Consider the following 19,779-nt stretch of genomic DNA (forward strand, 5'->3'; position numbering starts at 1 on the left):
ACCTGACAGGGTGTCAGTCGATCAAGACTTCAGATAGGTGAGAACCGCCAGTACGCGCCGGTGATCCCCGTCACTCGGGGACAGGCCCAGCTTCATGAAGATGTTGCTGACGTGCTTCTCCACCGCCCCGTCACTGACCACGAGCTGCTTGGCCACCGCCGAATTCGTCCGGCCCTCCGCCATCAGGCCGAGCACCTCGCGCTCGCGCGGGGTCAGACCGGCCAGGACGTCCTGCTTTCGGCTGCGTCCGAGCAGCTGGGCCACGACCTCCGGGTCCAGCGCCGTACCGCCCCGCGCGACGCGCACGACGGCGTCGAGGAACTCCCTGACGTCGGCCACCCGGTCCTTGAGCAGGTACCCCACGCCCGTGGTGGAACCGGCCAGCAATTCGGTGGCGTACTGCTCCTCCACGTACTGCGACAGCACGAGCACCCCTATGCCGGGGTACTCGCGCCGCAGCCGCACGGCCGCCCGTACGCCCTCGTCGGTGTGCGTCGGGGGCATCCGTACGTCGGCCACCACCACGTCGGGCAGCAGGTCCTCCGCCGCCAGGTCCGCCACCGTCTTGATCAGGGCTTCCGCGTCCCCGACGCCCGCCACGACGTCATGCCCCCGGTCGGTCAGCAGCCGGGTCAGGCCCTCACGGAGCAGCACTGAATCCTCGGCGATGACCACCCGCACCCTGTCTTCCACGTTTCAGCAGCTCCCACGTCCAACTCGTCGTGCGCGACCCGCCTGTCGGCAGCGGGGCGTACCTGGCAGAGCCAAGCATCCCAGCTCGACGGCCGGTGCAGGCGCGGTCGGAGCAAGAAACGGGCCGATCACGTGGGGGTCAGTCGCGCCAGGGCAGTTCCGCCGTGACCGTGGTGCCCGAGCCGGTCGGGGAGTCCACGAGCAGGACGCCGTCCACCGCGCCCAGCCGCTCCGTCAATCCCGCCAGACCCGTACCGCCGGACGGGTCGGCCCCGCCCCGGCCGTCGTCGGCGACCTGGATCAGCAGCCGCGTACCGGAACGCCACACATCGACGCTCGCCGTACGGGCCCGCGCGTGCTTGCTGACGTTCTGGAGCAGTTCCGAGACGGTGAAGTACGCGATCCCCTCGATCGCGGCCGCCGGCCGCGCCGGCAGGTCCACCGAGACCTTCACCGGAACGGCGCACCGCGAGGCCACCGAGGACAGGGCCGCGTCCAGCCCCCGGTCGGTGAGCACCGCCGGATGGATGCCGCGCGCCAGGTCCCGCAGCTCGCGCAGGGCGAGCTTCACCTCGCCGTGCGCCTCCTCCACCATCCGGGACGCGGCCTGCGGGTCCTCGCTCAGCTTCTCCTTCGCCAGACCCAGGTCCATGGCCAGCGCAACCAGCCGGGCCTGGGCCCCGTCGTGCAGGTCCCGCTCGATGCGCCGCAGGTCGGCGGCGGCGGTGTCCACGACCACGCCCCGGTCGGACTCCAGCTCGCTGACGCGGCTGTCCAGCCGGGACGGCCCGAGCAGCCCGGCCACCAGCAGCCGGTCGACGCCGACCATCGCCCGGATCACCCAGGGGGTGAGGAGGGTGAGGCCGAGTCCGACGAGGAAGGCGAGCGCGACGCCCAGGGGCGCGTCCAGGTAGAAGGAATAGTCGCCGTTCTGGAAGACCTGGAGCCCCGGCTGATCGGTGAAGACGGGGAAGACCCAGAAGTACAGCGGGTACAGCAGGCTCGCCCAGCCGGTGGACCACAGCGTCAGGGCCAGGCTGAACGTGAACACCGCCCACGGGAAGTGGATCACCGAGTACAGCACGTGCCGCCAGGCGCTGCCGCTCCCCAGCAGTGCCCCCATCGCGGCCGGCGCCCCGGCCTTCCCGGCCCGGATCGGCGCCGGGTCCGCCACCGGCGCCCGCAGCAGGCCCCGTACGCGGGCCCGCTCCACGTGCCCGAAGCCCCGGCACATCGCCAGTACGCCTGCCAGTACCGGCACGCCGACGAAGGTGATCAGCAGCCCCGCGCCCAGGCTCACGCCGGTGATCGCGAGGGTGAAGTACAGGCAGCTCAGCGGCAGCCCGATCAGCAGGTACCCGAACTCCCGCCAGGTCCGCGCCGCCACGGGTGCCCGCAGCACCGCCGCGATCCCGTTGCCGCCAGGCCCCTTGCCGCCAGTCCCCTTGCCGTCAGCCATGATCCCGACCCGCCCTCTTCCCGTCCGCTCCCGCGTGCCCGTCCTTACCGCTCCACCCTGCCGCCCGGCCCTACGCCGCCACCATGCGGCGGGTCGGTCTCCGCCGGCGGGGGTTAACCCCACCCCCGCGGGGCCGGCCGTCTACGTCCGGTCCCGCCACGGCAGCTCCGCCGACACCACCGTCCCCGCGCCCCGCGGCGAATCCACCACGAACACCCCGTCCACCGCCCGCAGCCGCTCCGCCAGCCCCGCCATCCCCGTACCGCCGGACATCCGGGCCCCGCCCCGGCCGTCGTCCGCGACCCGCAGCAGCAGCCGACGGTCCGACCGCCACACCTCGACCGTCGCGCTCCGCGCGCCCGCGTGCTTGCTGACGTTCTGCAGCAGCTCCGAGACCACGAAGTACGCGATCCCCTCGATCGCCTCCGCCGGCCGCGCCGGCAGGTCCACCGCCACCTTCACCGGCACCAGGCACCGCGACGCCACCGACGACAAGGCCGCGTCCAGTCCCCGGTCGGTGAGCACCGCCGGATGGATGCCGCGCGCGAGGTCCCGTAGTTCCCGCAGGGCGAGCTTCACCTCGCCGTGCGCCTCGTCGACCATGGCCGCCGCCCCCTCCGGGTCCTCCAGGAGCTTCTCCTTCGCCAGCCCCAGCCCCATCGCGAGCGCCACCAGCCGGGCCTGGGCCCCGTCGTGCAGGTCCCGTTCGATGCGCCGCAGGTCCGCCGCCGCCGTGTCCACGACGACCCCGCGCCCCGACTCCAGTTCCGCGATCCGCCGCTCCAGCTCGTCGGAGGGGGACAGCAGCCCCCGCGCCATCGCCCGGTCGACGTTCGCGAGCCCGCGCACCACGTAGGGCAGGACGGGCCACAGCACGAACAGGCCCGTCAACGTGACGGTGAAGGTCAGCACCCCCCAGGGCAGCCGGATCACCTGGTAGAGCACCGACCGCCAGGCCACCGGATCCTTCAGGGCCCCCCACAGCCAGGCGAAGAACCCGCCCGCCCGCCCCGGGCGGGGCAGCGGCGACGGCTCGACCACCCGCAGGCCCAGCAGCCCCCGTGCCCGCGCCCGCGCGAGCCGCCCGAGCTGCCGCGACCCCCACAGACCGCAGGCGAGCAGCGGCAAACCGATCACGGTCACGGACAGGCCGCCGGCGGTCGCCAGCATGAAAATGGTGTAAACAAAACCGATCAGCGCCTCCGGCAGATTGCTCAGCAGGTACGCGATCTCCTTCCACGTGGCCCGGTCGAAGACGGGTCGTACGGGAGGAGGGGCGTCGGCTTGATCGTTCACGGTCATGCGGCCCAGCCTGCCAATTCCGCCCGGCCGATGCCATGGGGCGGGCAGGCGCCAGTGAACGGGGGATAACCCCACCCCGTGCGGACCAGGCCCTAGACTCCCGTCCGTACCGGATCAACCAAACGATCGACCCGATCGTCGACAGTGGCCGAGGAGCGAGGAGCGGACGTGCCCGACCCAACGGTATCGACCGTGACCATCATCGCCGCGGACTACTTCCGGAGTTATTCGGTCGTCGGCCTGCTCGCCGTGCTCGGCGTGCTCTTCGTCGCCGTGGCCTTCGGCGCCGGCCGCCTGCTGCGGCCCGTGGTGCCGACCCCGGAGAAGCTGCTGACGTACGAATGCGGCGTGGATCCCGTGGGCGAGGGCTGGGCGCACACCCAGGTCCGCTACTACGTCTACGCCTTCCTCTACGTCATCTTCGCCGTCGACTCGATCTTCCTCTTCCCGTGGGCGACGGTGTTCGCCGCCGCCGGTTACGGCGCCACGACCCTCGTGGAGATGTTCGTCTTCCTGGGGTTCCTGGCCGTCGGCCTGCTCTACGCGTACAAGAAGGGCGTCCTCGAATGGACGTGACACCGCAGGTGGGTGGGGGTGCGCAGTCCGCCGCGCAGCCCGCGCCCGAGCCCGTGCTCCTCCCGGAGCCCAAGCGGCTGGGAGTGCTCTCCCGGCTCGCCCCGGAGCCGATGAAGGTGGTCCTGAACTGGGGCCGCCGCTACAGCCTGTGGGTCTTCAACTTCGGTCTCGCCTGCTGCGCGATCGAGTTCATCGCCGCCTCCATGGCCCGCCACGACTTCATCCGCCTCGGCGTGATCCCGTTCGCGCCCGGCCCCCGTCAGGCCGACCTGATGATCGTCTCGGGCACGGTGACGGACAAGATGGCCCCGGCCGTCAAGCGGCTCTACGAGCAGATGCCCGAGCCGAAGTACGTGATCTCCTTCGGCGCCTGCTCCAACTGCGGCGGCCCGTACTGGGACTCGTACTCGGTCACCAAGGGCGTCGACCAGATCATCCCGGTGGACGTCTACGTGCCCGGCTGCCCGCCGCGCCCCGAGGCGCTCCTCCAGGGAATCCTCAAGCTGCAGGAGAAGATCGCTCGAGAGTCGCTCGCGGAACGGTACGCGGCCACGCCCTCCGTTTCCCAGCTCACCAGCGGCCTCGTCGCGCCCCCGACCACCCTCCCGGGAGCCGACGCGTGAACCTCTACGACTCCCTCCCCGACGCCGCCCCGACGCTCTTCGGCGAAGAGGCCGTCGGCAGCTTCGCGTACGACGTCCTGACGGTCGACGTACCCGTCGGCTCCTGGATCTCCGCGCTGGAGATCGCCCGCGACAAGCTGGGCTGCACCTACTTCGACTGGCTGAGCGCCGTGGACGAGCCGGGCACCGGCTTCCGGATCTGCGCGCACGTCGTCGCCCTGGAGAACCGGCGCGTACGCCGCCTGCTGCTGCGCACCACCGTGCCGCACGCGGCGCCCTCCCTGCCGTCCGCCGTCGCCGTGTACGCGGGGGCCGAATGGCACGAGCGGGAGACCTTCGAGATGTTCGGGGTGACCTTCACCGACCACCCGCACCTCGTCCACCTGCTGCTCCCCGAGAACTTCGAGGGCCACCCGCTGCGCAAGGACTTCGTCCTCGCGGCCCGCGTCGCCAAGGCCTGGCCGGGCGCCAAGGAGCCGGGGGAGGCGCACGACCCCGACGCTCCGAAGCGCCGCCAGATGCTCCCGCCCGGCGTGCCCGACCCGAACGACTGGGGCCCGCTCAAGGGCCAGCTCCCGCCCGCCCCCGCCCGCCCGGCCCGCGCCCCGCGCGCCGGGGCGGCGGCGGCGCGCGGCGCGCGGCGGGCGAACGCCCGGCCCGACGCCCCCGCCCGGCCCCGGCCGGCGAAGCGGGGCCGAGGGCGAAGCCCCGGCGCGTCCGGTGCGGCGCAGCCGCTCGGTGGCGGAGGGCTCGGCGAGCCAGGCCGCCGCTGCGGCCCCGGAGGCGGGCGGCGGCGCGGACGAAGCCCGGCGCGTCCGGTGCGGCGCAGCCGCTCGGCTTCCGAAGGCTCGGCGAGCCAGGCGGCTCCGGCCGCGCCGGCCGCCGAGCCGGAGGCACCCGCGCCCGCGCCCCGGACCGCTCCGCGTAGCTCCGACGCGCCCTGGCACGACCCGAAGCCCGCCTTCGAGGAGTCCCCGGCCACACCGCCGGAGGCGAAGCCGGAGCCGAAGAGCGTCCCCAAGACCGACCCCCCATCCGAACCCGACACCACCGGAGGCGACGCGTGAACGACGTCCTCGACGTCGCCCTGCGACTGATCGTCGTCTTCGCCGTCTTCCTCGTGTTCCCGCTCGTCGTCGGGCAGACCGAACACAAGGTGATGGCGCACATGCAGGGCCGCCTCGGCCCCATGTACGCGGGCGGCTTCCACGGCTGGGCGCAGCTCGTCGCCGACGGCGTGAAGTTCGCGCAGAAGGAGGACATCGTCCCGGCCCAGGCCGACCGGCGGATCTTCCAGCTCGCGCCCGCCGTCGCGCTGCTGCCGTACCTCCTCGTCCTCCTCGCCATCCCCCTCGGTCCGGGCGAGGGCGCCGTCGGCCAGATCATCGACGCCGGCGTCTTCTTCGCGCTCGCCGTCATGGGCGTCGGCGTCCTCGGCAGCCTCATGGGCGGCTGGGCCTCGGCCAACAAGTTCTCCCTGCTCGGTGGTCTGCGTACGGCCGCCCAGCTGCTCGCCTACGAGCTGCCGATGCTGCTCGCCGCCGCCTCCGTGGCGATGGCCGCCGGGACGGTGTCGCTGCCCGGCATCGTCGAGGCGTTCGAGTGGTGGTGGCTGCCCTGGCAGATCGTCGGCGCGCTGGTCTTCTTCACCGCCGGCCTCGCCGAGCTCCAGCGGCCCCCGTTCGACATGCCCGTCGCCGACTCCGAGATCATCTTCGGCGCCTACACCGAGTACACCGGCCTGCGTTTCGCGCTGTTCCTGCTCGCCGAGTACGCGGGCATCGTCGTCCTGTGCGCCCTGACCACCGTCCTGTTCCTCGGCGGCTGGCAGGGTCCCTTCGGCGGTGAGGACCTCGCCTGGGTCTGGACCCTGCTGAAGATCGCGGTCCTGGCCTTCGTCGTCATCTGGCTGCGCGTGAGCTACCCGCGCCTGCGCGAGGACCAGCTCCAGAAGCTCGCCTGGACCGCACTCATCCCCCTCGCGCTCGCCCAGATCGCGCTGACCGGCATCGTGAAGGTAGCGATCCAGTAATGCCCAACCCGTCACGCGACCACAGCCCCTCATCGACGCCCTCCGGGCGGCGCGCTGGATTCCCCGGCTCTGGCCTCGCCAAGGGCCTCGCCGTCACCCTGCGCACCATGACCAAGCGCGCGCACACCGCCCAGTACCCCGACGTGCAGCCCGAGCTCCCGCCCCGCAGTCGCGGGGTCATCGGCCTGTTCGAGGAGAACTGCACGGTCTGCATGCTGTGCGCCCGCGAGTGCCCCGACTGGTGCATCTACATCGACTCCCACAAGGAGACGGTGCCCGCCGCCACCCCGGGCGGTCGCGAGCGCAGCCGCAACGTGCTCGACCGGTTCGCCATCGACTTCTCGCTCTGCATGTACTGCGGCATCTGCATCGAGGTGTGCCCCTTCGACGCCCTCTTCTGGTCGCCGGAGTTCGAGTACGCGGAGACCGACATCCACGAGCTGACCCACGAGCGCGACAAGCTGCGCGAGTGGATGTGGACCGTGCCGGCCCCGCCCGCCCTCGACCCGGCCGCCGAGGAGCCCAAGGAGATCGCCGCCGCCCGCAAGGCCGTGGAGAAGGCGGAAGCCGCCGCGGCCGCGGAAGCCGCCGCCGCCGAAGCCGCCGCCACCCAGCCGCCGACCACCCCGGAGGCAGACGCGTGACCCCCGCCGCCCCTCTCGCCGCGGCCGCAGGCCAAGGGTTCCTCTCCCCGACCGGCGTCGAGATCGCGTTCCTCCTCGTCGGCCTCGCCACCCTCGGCGCGGCCGTCATCACCGTCACCACCAAGCAGCTCGTGCACGCCGCCCTGTGGCTGGTCGTCGCGCTCGGCGGGATCGCCGTCGAGTACCTGCTGCTGACCGCCGAGTTCATCGCCTGGGTGCAGGTCCTGATCTACCTCGGCTCCGTGGTCGTCCTGCTCCTGTTCGGCCTGATGCTGACCAAGGCCCCCATCGGCCGCTCCCCGGACGCCGACTCCGGCAACCGGTGGGTGGCCCTCGGCGTGGCCGGCGTCGCTGGCGTGGCCCTCGTCTGGGTCGTCGTCGACGCCTTCCGCACCACCTGGATCGACCTCGACGGGCCGGTCCAGGGCTCCACCAAGGTCTCCGGCGAGATCCTGTTCCAGCACTGGGTGCTGCCCTTCGAGGCGCTGTCCGTGCTGCTCCTCGCGGCCCTGATCGGCGCCATCGTGCTCTCCCGCAGGAACACCCCGGCCGAGGACGCCGCCGACGCCGCCGACGCCGAAGCGGCGCAGGGCCGTACGGGTTACCTGAAGGGGCCGCGCTGATGCACCTCGCCTACCCCGCCGTCCTGGCGGCCCTGCTCTTCACCACCGGCCTCTACGGGGTCCTGGCCCGCCGCAACGCCATCCTGGTCCTGATGTCCGTCGAGCTGATGCTCAACGCCGTCAACCTCAACCTGGTGGCCTTCGACGTCTGGCTGCGCGACACCCTGCACGCCGGCCAGGCCCTCACCCTCTTCACCATCGCCATCGCCGCCGCCGAGATCGGCATCGGCCTCGCGATCGTGCTCATGGTGTACCGCAACCGGGGCACCTCGGACGTCGACCGTCTGCGCGACACCGCCGAGGGCCACGAGACCGTCCCCGGTGAGAGCACTCCCGATCAGACCACTGGCCGGCCGGAGGTCGCCGCGTGAGCACCACGACCCTCGCGGTCCTCGTCCCCCTGCTGCCCTTCCTCGGTGCCGTGGCCGGCCTGCTGCTCGGCCGGACCGCGCCCGGGTTCGTCCGTCCCCTCGCCGTCCTGCCGGTGCTGGCCGCGGCCGTCCTCGCGGTCCTCGTCGCCGTCCGCCAGGGCGGCGGCGCGGCCATCGACGCGGCCACCGAACTGACCCCGACCGGGTCGGTGCCGATCGAGCTGGCGTTCCACCTCGACGGGTTCGCCGTCCTGGTCGCCGCCCTCGTCGGCGTCGTCGCCACCTGCGTCCAGCTGTACTCGACGGCCTACCTCCGCGAGGACCCGCGCTACCCCTCGTACGCGGCCCTGGTCTCGCTGTTCACCTCCGCCATGCTGCTCGTCGTCTACTCCGGCGACCTGATGGTGCTGCTGGTCGGCTGGGAGATCATGGGCATCTGCTCGTACTTCCTGGTCGGCCACTACTGGGAGACCGAAGCGGCCCGCTCCGCCTCCCTGAAGGCCTTCCTCGTCACCAAGCTCGGTGACGTCCCCTTCCTCATCGGGCTCTTCGCGCTCGCCGCCGACGCCGGCTCCTTCCGGATCACCGAGATCCTGGGCACCGTCGCCGCGGGCGGGCTCGACCACCCGACGTTGATCGCGCTGCTCCTGCTGGCCGGCGTCGCGGGCAAGTCCGCGCAGTTCCCGCTCCACACCTGGCTGCCCGACGCCATGGCCGGCCCCACCCCCGTCTCCGCGCTGATCCACGCGGCGACGATGGTCGCCGCCGGCGTCTACTTCATCGCCCGTCTCCTGCCGGTCTTCGCGGCCTCCCGGGCCGCCCTGATCGTCATGGCCGTCATGGCGGCCGTCACGATGATCGGCTCCGGCCTCGCCGCGCTCGCGCAGGACGACATCAAGCGGGTGCTGGCCTACTCCACCGTCGGCCAGCTCGGCTACATGACCGGCGCCCTCGCCGTCGCCGACCGCGGCGCCGCCGTCTTCCACCTCCTGTCCCACGGCGCCTTCAAGGCGCTCCTCTTCCTCGGCGCGGGCGTGATCATCCACGCCGCCGGCACGAACTCGCTCGCCGCCATGTCCCGCATGGACGGCCTGGCCCGGCGCATCCCCGACGCCTTCTGGACGATGACCCTCGCGCTGCTCGCGCTCGCCGCGATCCCGCCCTTCGCCGGCTTCTTCTCCAAGGAAGCCGTCCTGGTCGCCGCCGAGGGCGCGGCCGAGGGCCACTCCGACCTCGCCCCGAGCGCGGCGGGCTGGCTCGTCCTCGTCGCCGGTGTCCTCACCGCCCTGCTCACCGCCGCCTACGCCACCCGGCTGTGGCTGATGGCCTTCCGCGGCCGGGGCGCCGCCGCCCCCGACCACGGCCGCGAACCCCTCGCCATGACCGGCGTGCTGTGGCTCCTGGCCGTTCCCACCCTCGGCTTCGGGCTCGCCGCGGGCCCCCTCGCCGACTGGTTCGACGGGAAGCCCCTCACCCCGACCGTGACGACCTCGGTGCTGGGCACGGGCGCGGCCCTGATCGGCGTACTCCTGACCTACGGCCTGTGGCAGCGCGCCACCGCACGGGCCGCCGCCGGCGCCCGCACCGGAACCGGCATCGAGAACGGCACCACCGCCGCCGAGGCCACCGCGCGGTCCGTCGCCGAGACCCCGGAGGTCGCCGAGGTGACGCACGAGCACCCCGCCGCCCCGGCCGGCCCCGTCGCCGACCCCGGCTTCGCGCTGCTCGGCCCCCTGCACCGGCACGCCGCCGCCGGCTTCCACCTCGACGCCGGCTACGACCGGCTCTTCGTCCGCCCCACCCGGGCGGCCGCGGGCCTGGTCCGCTTCCTCGACCGCGAGGTCGTCGACACGTACGTGCGCGGCGCGGGCGCCGGCCCCCGGCTGCTCGGCAGCCTCGTCCGCCGGGCCCAGACCGGCAACGTGCAGAGCTACCTGAGCGCCCTGCTCGCCGGCGCCGTGGTCCTGGCGATCGCCACCGCCGTCCTCGCCAACGTCAACGCCGGATCGTGAGCCGTGAGTCAGCCGTGATTGATATCAGCCCGTCCGTGATGCAGTTCCTCCTGGCGTTCGTCGTGGCCGCACCGCTCCTCGGGGCCGTCGCCGCCCTGCTGCCGGCCCCGCCCGGCCTGAAGGGCAAGAGCCCCGAGCAAGCCGTGCTGCGCCACGGCGTCACCGTCACCGGCGTCGTCCTCGCCGCGGCCATCGCCCTCACCGTGGGCTTCGACCACGACGCCCCGTCCCGCTTCCAGGCGACGACGGACATCAGCTGGATCCAGGCGCTGAACATCCGGATCCACCTCGGCATCGACGGCATCTCGCTCCCCCTCCTCCTGATGACCGCGCTGCTGTTCTTCCTCTGCGCGATCTACAGCTACTACAAGCTCCCCGAAGGCCCCTCCCCGAAGGCCTTCGTCGCCCTGCTCCTGGTCCTGGAGTCCGGCACCCTCGCCACCTTCGCCGTCCTCGACCTGCTGCTGTTCTTCCTCGCCTTCGAGATGGTCCTCATCCCGATGTACTTCCTCATCGCCCGCTGGGGCGGTGCTCAGAGGCAGGCCGCCGCCTGGAAGTTCATCCTCTACACCCTCCTCGGGTCCGTGGTCATGCTGCTCGGACTGCTGCTGATCGGACTGAACGGCGGCACCTTCGACATGGTGGCACTCGCCTCCGACAACGGCCGCGAACTGTCCCACACCACCCAGCTCCTGGCCGTCCTCGCCATCGGCATCGGCCTCGCCGTGAAGACCCCGATGTGGCCGCTGCACAGCTGGCTCCCCGACGCCCACACCGCTGCCCCCACCGTCGGCTCCGTGCTGCTCGCGGGCGTCATGCTGAAGATGGGCACGTACGGGTTCGTCCGCATCCTGCTGCCCGTCACCCCCGACGGCATGCGCACCTTCGCCCCCTACCTCGGGGCCTTCGCCGCCATCGGCATCGTCTACGGGTCCCTCGCCTGCCTCGCGCTGACCCGCAAGGGCGGCAAGGGCGACCTCAAGCGGCTCATCGCCTACTCGTCCGTGGGCCACATGGGCTTCGTCCTGCTCGGCATCGCCACCCTGACCCCCACCGGCGTCAACGGCGCGCTCTTCGCGAACATCGCCCACGGCCTCATCACCGGCCTCCTCTTCTTCCTGGTCGGAGCCCTCAAGGACCGCTACGGCAGCAGCGACCTCGACACCCTCGCCGGAGCCACCGGCGCCGCCCTCTACGGCCGCGCCCCGCGCCTCGGCGCGCTCCTCGCCTTCGCCGCCGTCGCCTCCCTCGGGCTGCCCGGCCTCGCCGGGTTCTGGGGCGAGATGCTGGCCCTGTTCGGCGCGTTCGACCCGGCCGAGGGCCTGTCGCGGCCCGCGTTCCTCACGTACATGGCCGCCGGCGCGGTCGGCACCCTGCTCACCGCCGCATACCTGCTGATCGTCGTACGGCGCGTCTGCATGGGCGACCCGAAGGCCGGCCCCGAGCTCGCCCTCGCCGACGTCCAGCGCTACGAGTTCGCCGCCTGGACCCCCCTCGTCGCCCTCACCGTCCTCGCCGGGCTGTGGCCCGCGGCCCTCCTCGGCCTCACCGACCCGGCCGTCCAGAAGCTCCTCGCAGGAGGCAATTCATGACGGCCCTCACCGTCGCGGCGCCCTCGACCTCGAACCTGGTCCAGTCCGTCGACTGGCTCGCGATCGCGCCCGTCGTCGTCACCGCCGCCGTCGCCCTGGTCGTCCTCGTCGCCGACCTGTTCCTGCCCGAGCCGCGCAAGCGGCTCCTCGGCTGGGTGTCGGTCGCCGGGCTGGCCGCCGCGACCGCCCTGCTGCTGCCGCTGCGCGCCGGCGAGCGGGCCACGTTCTGTCTCACCGGCGACCCGGCCGCCTGCAGCTACACCGCCGACCACTTCACGCTCGTCATCCAGTTCATGGTCCTGGCCGGCGCGCTGGTCACCGCCCTGCTGTCGGTCACCGCCGTCCGCGACACGCGGATGCCGGCTGGCGAGTACTGGTTCCTGCTGCTGTCCTCCGCCGCCGGCGCGGCCCTGCTGCCCGCCTCCCGCGACCTCGCCACGCTGATCGTCGCCCTGGAGGTCGCCTCCCTGCCCGCGTTCGCCCTCGTCGGCATGCGGCGCGGCGACCGGCTGTCCTCCGAGGCCGCCCTCAAGTTCTTCCTGTCCTCCGTCACCGCCACCGCCGTGTCGCTGATGGGCGTCAGCTTCGTCTACGCCGCCACCGGCTCCCTGCACCTGACGCAGGTCGCCGACCGGCTCGAAGAGGTACCCGGGCAGCTCGACACCCTCGCCATGGCGGGCGTCGCGCTCACCCTCGTCGGCTTCGCCTTCAAGACCGCGGCCGTCCCCTTCCACTTCTGGGTCCCCGACACCTACGTCGGCGCCCCGCTGCCCGTCGCCGGCTACCTCTCGGTGATCGGCAAGGCAGTCGGCTTCACCGGCCTGATCCTCGTCACGGTGATCGCCTTCCCGGCGTACTCGGACATTTGGGGCCCCGCCCTGGCCGTCCTCGCCGCGCTCACCATGACGCTGGGCAACGCCGCGGCCCTGCGCCAGTCCGCCGACCGGCCGAACGGCGCCGTACGCCTCCTCGCCTGGTCCTCCGTCGGCCAGGCCGGCTACCTGCTGGTCCCGATCGCCGCCGCCGCGTACAGCGACCGCGACCAGATCGGTACGACCGTCGCCTACGCGCTGATGTACGCCGCCGTGAACCTCGGCGCCTTCGCCGTGGCCGCGCTGGTCGCCCGTACCAAGCCGCTGCACCGGATCGCCGACTACCGGGGGCTGTACGCAGAGCGGCCGTTCGCCGCCCTGTCCCTGGCCTTCTTCCTGCTGTGCCTGGCGGGTCTGCCGCCGGGCATCGTCGGCCTCTTCGCCAAGGTCGCCGTCTTCCGCTCGGCGGTGGACGCGGGGCTCGGCTGGCTCGCGGTGGTCATGGCCGTCAACGTCGTCGTCGCCCTGTACTACTACCTGCGCTGGACGGCGCTCCTCTTCCGCGGCCCGGAGGCGGAGCCCTCGCAGGCGCCCGCCCCGGCCCCCGCGCCCGCCAGGGCGCCGCGTCCCGTCGTGGTGGCGATCGCCGTCACCGCCGCGACCGCCCTGGCCTTGTCGGGCGCGCCCCAGCTCGTCCTGCGCTTCGCCGCCGGCAGCCTCTTCCCGCAGTAGCCGGCGCGGCGGCCCGTGCCGTAGTCCGGTGCCGTAGCCCGTACGGAGCAACGCCCACCACGGCCCCCGCCGGCCCCGCCGCCCCGCAGCCCGGGGCCGGCGGGGCCGGCGGCGTGCCCGGGTGCCGGGAACCGAGGACCCCCCACCTCGCGTTGACCAGGAAGGGAGGGTCCACTGGACCGAAGACCCTCGGATCCATGACGGCTCCCCAGTCGCACCACTTGGAGGGCGCACCGTGCACCGCCGGCACAACGGGCTGAAGACCGCCGTACTCCTCGGCGGGATGTCCGCACTCATCATCGTCATCGGCAGCTTCTTCGGCCGGGGCGGCCTGATCGTCGCCGTCCTCGTCGCGCTCGGGACGAACGCGTACGCGTACTGGAACAGCGACAAGCTGGCTCTACGCGCGATGCGCGCCCGCCCCGTCAGCGAGTTCGAGGCCCCCGCGCTCTACCGCATGGTGCGCGAGCTCTCCACCTCCGCACGCCAACCCATGCCCCGCCTCTACATCTCCCCGACTGAGGCCCCCAACGCCTTCGCGACCGGCCGCAACCCGCGCAACGCGGCCGTGTGCTGCACCGAGGGCATCCTGCGCATCCTCGACGAGCGCGAGCTGCGCGGCGTCATCGGACACGAGCTGAGCCACGTCTACAACCGGGACATCCTGATCTCCTCGGTCGCCGGAGCCCTGGCCTCCGTGATCATGTTCCTGGTCAACTTCGCCTGGCTGATCCCCGTCGGCCGCTCCAGCGACGACGAGGGCCCCGGCCTGTTCGGCATGCTCCTGATCATGCTGCTGGGCCCCCTCGCCGCCTCCGTCATCCAGCTCGCCATCAGCCGCTCGCGGGAGTACGAGGCCGACGCCTCCGGTGCCCAGCTCACCGGCGACCCCCTCGCCCTGGCCGGCGCGCTGCGCAAGCTGGACGCGGGCACCAAGCAGCTCCCGCTGCCCCCGGAGCCCCGCCTGGAGACGGCGAGCCACATGATGATCGCCAACCCCTTCCGGCCCGGCGCCGGACTCTCCCGGATGTTCTCGACCCATCCGCCGATGGCCGAGCGCATCGCCCGACTCGAACAGATGGCAGGACGCGGTCAGTGAAAACCATCCTCAACGTCATATGGCTCGTCCTCAGCGGGATCTGGCTGTTCCTCGGCTACTGCCTGGCGGGCGTGATCCTCTGCGTCACCATCATCGGCATCCCCTTCGGCATCGCGGCCTTCCGCATCGCCGTCTACGCCCTGTGGCCCTTCGGGTACACCACGGTCGAGCGGCGCGACGCGGGCGCCGGCTCCTTCGTCGGCAACGTCCTGTGGCTCATCCTGGCCGGCTGGTGGCTCGCCCTCGGCCACATCGTCACCGGCCTCGCCCTCTGCGTCACGATCATCGGCATCCCCTTCGGCATCGCCAACTTCAAGATGGTGCCCCTGTCCCTCCTCCCCCTGGGCCGCGAAATCGTCCCCACGGACGCCCCCTTCGCCACCCGATGACGGCCGCGTTCGCCCTGTGGGGAGAGGACGACGACCACGAGCGGGAACAGCTGTGGGCGCTGTGCGAGGAGGCGGAACACCTCTTCGCCGACCCGCCGCCGCCCGTACGGCGCCTCTACGAGCTGCGCGACTGCGTCTTCGAGACGCCGACGCCGGTCCCGGCCGCGCTGGGCTTCCTCGTCCTGAAGTCGCTCGACGAGGACGGCGAGGCCCTGGGGGAGTGGTACCTGGAGGACGCCCGCATCATCGCCGAGCGCGCGTGGAGCAGCGATCCGTCACGGCGGGACGTGACCGTGGAGGCGGTACGCGCCGAGCACCAACCCGCGTATCCCCACCGGGCCGCCCGGTCGGCGGGTTTCAGCGTCGGCGACGCCGAGGACCGGCTCCTGGCTCACTTCCGCGACCTCGCCGAGGTGTCGCCCGTCGAGGATCCGCCTCCGCATGTCGTACACCTCCTCGGGTGCGACGTACGGGGACCGCTGCGGGAGGCGCTGGAAGGCCGGCACACCGGCCGGCTCGGCTACCGGCACCTCGACGCCCTGGACGACGCGGGGGACGTCATCGCCTTCGCGGGGTACCCGACCATCGTCGACCGGCGGCCCTCCGCCCACGGGCCCGGTCTGTACGACCTCACGGTCGAGATGGATCCGCAGCCGCCCGAGGTCGCCGACATCTGGCCCCTGTGGCGCGCCGGCCGTCCGACCGTCCCCAACCTGTGGGCGCGCTTCGAGCGCGTCGGCCGGGCCTGCTGGCTGGACCCGGCCCTGGCGCACCTTCGCGGCCCCGACCGCCCGGCCGGAGGCACCTACCACCTCGACGGGCGTCACGTCACCGACGCCGAGGGCTTCTTCTGCGCCCTCGGTGAGGCGGTGAACGGCCCCGGCGGATACTTCGGGCGCTGCCTGAACGGCGTCTCGGACGCCCTCGGTGGCGGCTTCGGCGCGACGACCCCGTTCACCCTGGTCTGGCACGACCACGAGGTGGCCCGCCGCTGCCTGGGAGTCCAGCCGCTGACCGCCTACCCCTGCACCTTCCCCGAACTGCTCGCCTTCCTGCGGGAGAAGCGCGTCGAGGTCGTTCTCGACTGAGGGCCGGCCAACAGGTGTCAGGTCCGCGAGCGGAGCCGCCCCCGTACGGCGTAGAGCAGCGCGCCCAGCGCCAGGACGGCCGCCCCCGCGACCGCCGAGGCCAGGGGCAGCGTGCAGGCGAGCACCACGCAGCCGACCAGCCCGACGGCGGCCACGGCCCGCCCCTTGACGGCCGCCCCGAGCGTCCACGCGGAGGCGTTCGCGATCGCGTAGTAGACCAGCACCCCGAAGGACGAGAAGCCGATCGCGCCGCGCAGGTCCGCCGTCGCCGCGAGCACCGCCACGACCGCGCCCACCGCGAGCTCCGCGTGGTGCGGCACTTGACGCCGGGGATGTACGGCGGCCAGCGCGCGCGGCAGATGACCGTCCCGGGCCATCGCCAGGGTGGTGCGCGACACCCCGAGGACGAGCGCGAGCAGCGAGCCTAGCGCGGCGAGGGCCGCGCCCACCCGGACCACGGGGGCCGCCCCGGGCCACCCGGCGGCGCGCACCGCGTCCGCCAGCGGGGCGGCGGACCCCGCCAACGCGTCGCTGCCCAGCACCGACAAGGCGGCCACGGCCACGGCGGCGTAGACGCACAGGGCGATCCCCAGCGCGATCGGCACCGCCCGCGGGATCGTGCGCTCCGGATCGCGCACCTCCTCGCCCAGCGTGGTGATCCGGGCGTAGCCCGCGAAGGCGAAGAACAGCAGCCCGGCGCCCTGCAACAGCCCGACCGGGCCGGCCTCCCGGCCGCCGGTCAGCAGTCCCGGGTCGGCCGCCCGCGAGGTCAGGCACACCACGACCACCCCGGCCAGCACCGCCAGTACCGCCGCCACGATCAGCCGGGCGACGCGCGCCGACTTCTGCATCCCGCCGTAGCCGGCGGCCGTCAGCGCCACCACCGCCGCCACGGCGACGGCGTGCTCGCGCCCCGGCCACACGTACGCCCCGACCGTCAGGGCCATCGCCGCGCAGGAGGCGGTCTTGCCGACCACGAAACCCCAGCCGGCCAGGTACCCCCAGAACGGTCCGAGCCGTTCGCGCCCGTACACGTACGTCCCGCCGGAGGCGGGGTAGCGGGCGGCGAGCCGCGCCGAGGAGTGCGCGTTGCAGTACGCGACGACAGCCGCGACCACCAGGGCGGCCAAGAGCCCGCGCCCCGCCGCGCCGGCCGCCGGCGCGAGCGCGGCGAAGATCCCGGCGCCCACCATCGCGCCGAGCCCGACGACCACCGCGTCGAACACCCCGAGCGTGCGCTTCAACTCATTGTCCACGCGCGGAGGGTAACGATTCTATGTGACGCCCTCACGACCGGGAAGCGGCATCCGCTTGCGCTCCCAGCCCTCCAACGCCGTCAGACAGGCGTGGTCCATGTGCCGAAGCCCCGTCAGGTCGAGGCGTACGGACGGCCCGTGCGGCAGCGCCTCCAGCGCGTCCAGGAGCTTCGGCAGCCGCAGGAAGCTGGCGTTCCCCACGACCCGTACGCACAACCGCTCGCCCTTCTCGCCCTCCCACACCTCCTCGATGTGCACGTGCGAGGTCTCCCAGGCGGCCTTCGCGACGGCCAGTCCCAGCCCGATCAGCACCCCCTCGAACAGGCTCGTGGCCACGATCGAGCCCGCCGTCACCACGAGCACCACCGCCTCCCCCCGATGGCTGCGCCACAGGGCCGCCACCGCCCGCGCCGGCAGCAGCTTCCACCCCGCGTGCAGCAGCACCCCGGCCAGCGCGGCCAGCGGCACCACCTCCAGCACCTGCGGGAAGGCCACCGCGAACAGCAGCAGCCAGGCCCCGTGCATCACCCGCGCGGCCCGCGTCTTGGCCCCGGCCTCCACGTTCGCGGCGCTGCGCACGATCACGGCGGTCATCGGCAGCGCCCCGAGCAGCCCGCAGACGGTGTTGCCGACGCCCTGGGCGATCAGTTCCCGGTCGTACTCCGTGCGCGGCCCGTCGTGCATCCGGTCGACGGCGGCGGCGCTGAACAGCGTCTCGGCGGACGCGATCAGCGCGAGCGCGACGACGGTCCCGACGGCCCCCACGGAGGCCAGCACCTCGAAATCGTTCCAGCCGGGCGGCGCCACCGCGTCGAGGACCCCCGTGACCCGGACCGTCTCGACGGGCAGCGTCAGCAGGGCGGCCACCGCCGTCGCGGCGCCGACGCCGACGAGCGCGCCCGGCAGCACCCGCAGCCGGGCCGGCATGCGCGGCCAGAGCACCAGGACGGCGACGGTCCCCGCTCCGAGCCCCACGGCCGTCCAGTCGGCCGCCGCCCCCAGCTCGTGCATCCCGGCCAGCTTGGACAGCGTCGGCCCCGGCGCCTCGACCCCGCCGAGGGCGTAGAGCTGCCCGGCGATCAGCACCAGGCCGATCCCGGCCAGCATCCCGTGCACCACGGCGAGGGAGATCGCCCGGAACCACCGGCCGAGCCGCAGCGCCCCCATGCCGAGCTGGAGGATCCCGGCGAGCAGCACGATGGCCCCGAGCGCGGGGAGCCCGTACGTGGTCACCGCCTCGTAGACGAGGACGGTCAGCCCGGCGGCCGGCCCGCTGACCTGGAGCGCGCTGCCACGGAACCAGCCGGTGACGAGGCCGCCGACCACCCCGGTGACGATCCCCAACTCCGCCGGCACCCCGGAGGCGACGGCCACTCCGACGCAGAGCGGAAGCGCGACCAGCGCGACGACGACGGACGCCCCGAAGTCGTCGCGGAAAGTGTCGGCCCCAGGCATGCGAGAACCCCCTGCCACGCGATGACGATTGTCATCCCCAGCCTGGTGGGCGCATCGGCCCGCGCCTAGTGATCACGGGGGGCTCGGCGAGGAGCGTGCGCCGCTCACGCCCGGCACACGCTCCGGGCGCCGTCGACCGACCCCGCCGCCCACGACGAAGGGCACAACGCGGGCGGCCGCCGGCGCCAAGCCCCGGCGATCTGCCCCGTTGTGCCCCGGAGGCTCGACGGCTGCCCCAAAACGATCAACGATCCACGATCAACGATCAGCGGTAGTTCACGAACTGGATCGCGAAGTCCAGGTCCTTGCCCTTGAGGAGGGCCTGGACGGCCTGGAGGTCGTCGCGGCTCTTGGAGCTGACGCGCAGCTCGTCGCCCTGGACCTGGGCCTTGACGCCCTTGGGGCCCTCGTCGCGGATGATCTTGGCGACCTTCTTGGCGTTCTCCTGGGAGATGCCCTCCTCGATGGAGGCGAAGATCTTGTACTCCTTGCCGGACAGCTGCGGCTCGCCGGCGTCCAGCGCCTTCAGCGAGATCCCACGCTTGACCAGCTTGGTCTCGAACACGTCGAGGACCGCCTTGACGCGCTCCTCGGAGTTCGCCTCCATGAGGATCTTCTCGCCGGACCAGGCGATCGTGGCGCCCGTGCCCTTGAAGTCGTAGCGCTGCGAAAGTTCCTTGGCGGCCTGGTTGAGGGCGTTGTCGACCTCCTGCCGCTCGACCTTCGAGACGATGTCGAAACTGGAGTCGGCCATGTGCTGTGGCTCCTTGAAGTCGGCTGCTGTGTGCCCCGCAAGCCTAGCCACCACGCCCGGCCGGGGCGCTGATCAATCGGGTGGCGAACCACCCCCGCACATCGGGTATTGTTTACGTCGTTGCCACGGAGCGCCGCCGCAAGGCGGAAAAACGGCAACAACTCTTGGCGGTGTGCCCGAGTGGCCAAAGGGAGCAGACTGTAAATCTGCCGGCTCAGCCTACCCAGGTTCGAACCCTGGCGCCGCCACGCGAGTGGAACCCCCGTT

At 72.8% G+C, this 19,779-nt stretch carries 19 protein-coding genes and 1 tRNA gene; 14 read left to right on the forward strand and 6 right to left on the reverse strand.

What is annotated here, in order from left to right:
* Positions 1-21 precede the first annotated feature (21 nt).
* The 3 genes from M4D82_RS19685 to M4D82_RS19695 form a co-directional block, all read right to left on the reverse strand.
* Positions 22-681: a response regulator transcription factor gene (locus tag M4D82_RS19685; RefSeq protein WP_249771972.1), complete on the reverse strand. Its 660-nt coding sequence runs from the start codon at positions 679-681 to the stop codon at positions 22-24.
* A 151-nt stretch (positions 682-832) separates the two neighbouring features.
* Positions 833-2,152, reverse strand: a complete 1,320-nt coding sequence (locus tag M4D82_RS19690) for a sensor histidine kinase (RefSeq protein ID WP_249767298.1) — start codon at positions 2,150-2,152, stop codon at positions 833-835.
* A gap of 141 nt (positions 2,153-2,293) precedes the next feature.
* Positions 2,294-3,454 (reverse strand): sensor histidine kinase, encoded by a 1,161-nt coding sequence (locus tag M4D82_RS19695; protein ID WP_249767299.1) that lies wholly within the window; start codon positions 3,452-3,454, stop codon positions 2,294-2,296.
* A gap of 168 nt (positions 3,455-3,622) precedes the next feature.
* On the opposite strand from M4D82_RS19695, the gene M4D82_RS19700 reads away from it, so the two are divergent.
* The 13 genes from M4D82_RS19700 to M4D82_RS19760 all read left to right on the forward strand — a co-directional run bounded on the left by M4D82_RS19700 (position 3,623) and on the right by M4D82_RS19760 (position 16,047).
* Entirely contained in the window at positions 3,623-4,030 is a 408-nt protein-coding gene (locus M4D82_RS19700; RefSeq protein ID WP_249767300.1) for an NADH-quinone oxidoreductase subunit A, read from the forward strand.
* Positions 4,021-4,653 (forward strand): NADH-quinone oxidoreductase subunit B, encoded by a 633-nt coding sequence (locus M4D82_RS19705; RefSeq protein WP_249767301.1) that lies wholly within the window; start codon positions 4,021-4,023, stop codon positions 4,651-4,653. The genes M4D82_RS19700 and M4D82_RS19705 overlap by 10 nt, the downstream gene beginning before the upstream one ends.
* Positions 4,650-5,720, forward strand: a complete 1,071-nt coding sequence (locus M4D82_RS19710; protein ID WP_249767302.1) for an NADH-quinone oxidoreductase subunit C — start codon at positions 4,650-4,652, stop codon at positions 5,718-5,720. The genes M4D82_RS19705 and M4D82_RS19710 overlap by 4 nt, the downstream gene beginning before the upstream one ends.
* Positions 5,717-6,685: a complex I subunit 1/NuoH family protein gene (locus tag M4D82_RS19715; protein WP_249767303.1), complete on the forward strand. Its 969-nt coding sequence runs from the start codon at positions 5,717-5,719 to the stop codon at positions 6,683-6,685. Before M4D82_RS19710 ends, M4D82_RS19715 begins: the two co-directional genes overlap by 4 nt.
* 107 nt (positions 6,686-6,792) lie before the next feature.
* Positions 6,793-7,329, forward strand: a complete 537-nt coding sequence (locus M4D82_RS19720; protein ID WP_249767304.1) for a 4Fe-4S binding protein — start codon at positions 6,793-6,795, stop codon at positions 7,327-7,329.
* Positions 7,326-7,952 (forward strand): NADH-quinone oxidoreductase subunit J family protein, encoded by a 627-nt coding sequence (locus tag M4D82_RS19725; RefSeq protein WP_249767305.1) that lies wholly within the window; start codon positions 7,326-7,328, stop codon positions 7,950-7,952. The genes M4D82_RS19720 and M4D82_RS19725 overlap by 4 nt, the downstream gene beginning before the upstream one ends.
* Positions 7,952-8,323, forward strand: coding sequence for an NADH-quinone oxidoreductase subunit NuoK (gene nuoK, locus M4D82_RS19730; RefSeq protein WP_249767306.1), 372 nt, complete (start codon positions 7,952-7,954; stop codon positions 8,321-8,323). The genes M4D82_RS19725 and nuoK overlap by 1 nt, the downstream gene beginning before the upstream one ends.
* Positions 8,320-10,335, forward strand: a complete 2,016-nt coding sequence (locus M4D82_RS19735) for an NADH-quinone oxidoreductase subunit 5 family protein (RefSeq protein ID WP_249767307.1) — start codon at positions 8,320-8,322, stop codon at positions 10,333-10,335. The genes nuoK and M4D82_RS19735 overlap by 4 nt, the downstream gene beginning before the upstream one ends.
* A gap of 38 nt (positions 10,336-10,373) precedes the next feature.
* Positions 10,374-11,927 (forward strand): complex I subunit 4 family protein, encoded by a 1,554-nt coding sequence (locus tag M4D82_RS19740; protein WP_249771974.1) that lies wholly within the window; start codon positions 10,374-10,376, stop codon positions 11,925-11,927.
* A complete protein-coding gene (locus M4D82_RS19745; protein ID WP_249767308.1) occupies positions 11,924-13,471 on the forward strand; it encodes an NADH-quinone oxidoreductase subunit N in 1,548 nt (515 codons plus the stop codon). Before M4D82_RS19740 ends, M4D82_RS19745 begins: the two co-directional genes overlap by 4 nt.
* Before the next feature lie 235 nt (positions 13,472-13,706).
* Positions 13,707-14,570: a zinc metalloprotease HtpX gene (gene htpX / locus M4D82_RS19750; RefSeq protein WP_249767309.1), complete on the forward strand. Its 864-nt coding sequence runs from the start codon at positions 13,707-13,709 to the stop codon at positions 14,568-14,570.
* Positions 14,567-14,959 carry a YccF domain-containing protein gene (locus M4D82_RS19755; protein WP_249767310.1) on the forward strand — a complete coding sequence of 131 codons (393 nt, stop codon included), beginning with the start codon at positions 14,567-14,569 and terminating at the stop codon, positions 14,957-14,959. The genes htpX and M4D82_RS19755 overlap by 4 nt, the downstream gene beginning before the upstream one ends.
* Complete coding sequence (locus M4D82_RS19760; protein ID WP_249767311.1) at positions 14,956-16,047, forward strand: barstar family protein; 1,092 nt, start codon at positions 14,956-14,958, stop codon at positions 16,045-16,047. The genes M4D82_RS19755 and M4D82_RS19760 overlap by 4 nt, the downstream gene beginning before the upstream one ends.
* A gap of 17 nt (positions 16,048-16,064) precedes the next feature.
* On the opposite strand, the gene M4D82_RS19765 is transcribed toward M4D82_RS19760, so the two are convergent.
* From M4D82_RS19765 to M4D82_RS19775, 3 genes are all read right to left on the reverse strand, one after another.
* Positions 16,065-17,303: an APC family permease gene (locus M4D82_RS19765; RefSeq protein WP_249767312.1), complete on the reverse strand. Its 1,239-nt coding sequence runs from the start codon at positions 17,301-17,303 to the stop codon at positions 16,065-16,067.
* Positions 17,304-17,321: 18 nt separating this feature from the next.
* A complete protein-coding gene (locus M4D82_RS19770) occupies positions 17,322-18,758 on the reverse strand; it encodes a SulP family inorganic anion transporter (RefSeq protein ID WP_249767313.1) in 1,437 nt (478 codons plus the stop codon).
* A gap of 265 nt (positions 18,759-19,023) precedes the next feature.
* Positions 19,024-19,512 carry a YajQ family cyclic di-GMP-binding protein gene (locus M4D82_RS19775; RefSeq protein WP_150209206.1) on the reverse strand — a complete coding sequence of 163 codons (489 nt, stop codon included), beginning with the start codon at positions 19,510-19,512 and terminating at the stop codon, positions 19,024-19,026.
* Positions 19,513-19,678: 166 nt separating this feature from the next.
* Between M4D82_RS19775 and M4D82_RS19780 the strand changes: the two genes are divergently transcribed.
* Positions 19,679-19,760, forward strand: a tRNA-Tyr gene (locus M4D82_RS19780).
* Positions 19,761-19,779: the final 19 nt, after the last annotated feature.

This window comes from Streptomyces sp. RerS4, assembly GCF_023515955.1.
Classification (GTDB): Bacteria; Actinomycetota; Actinomycetes; order Streptomycetales; family Streptomycetaceae; genus Streptomyces.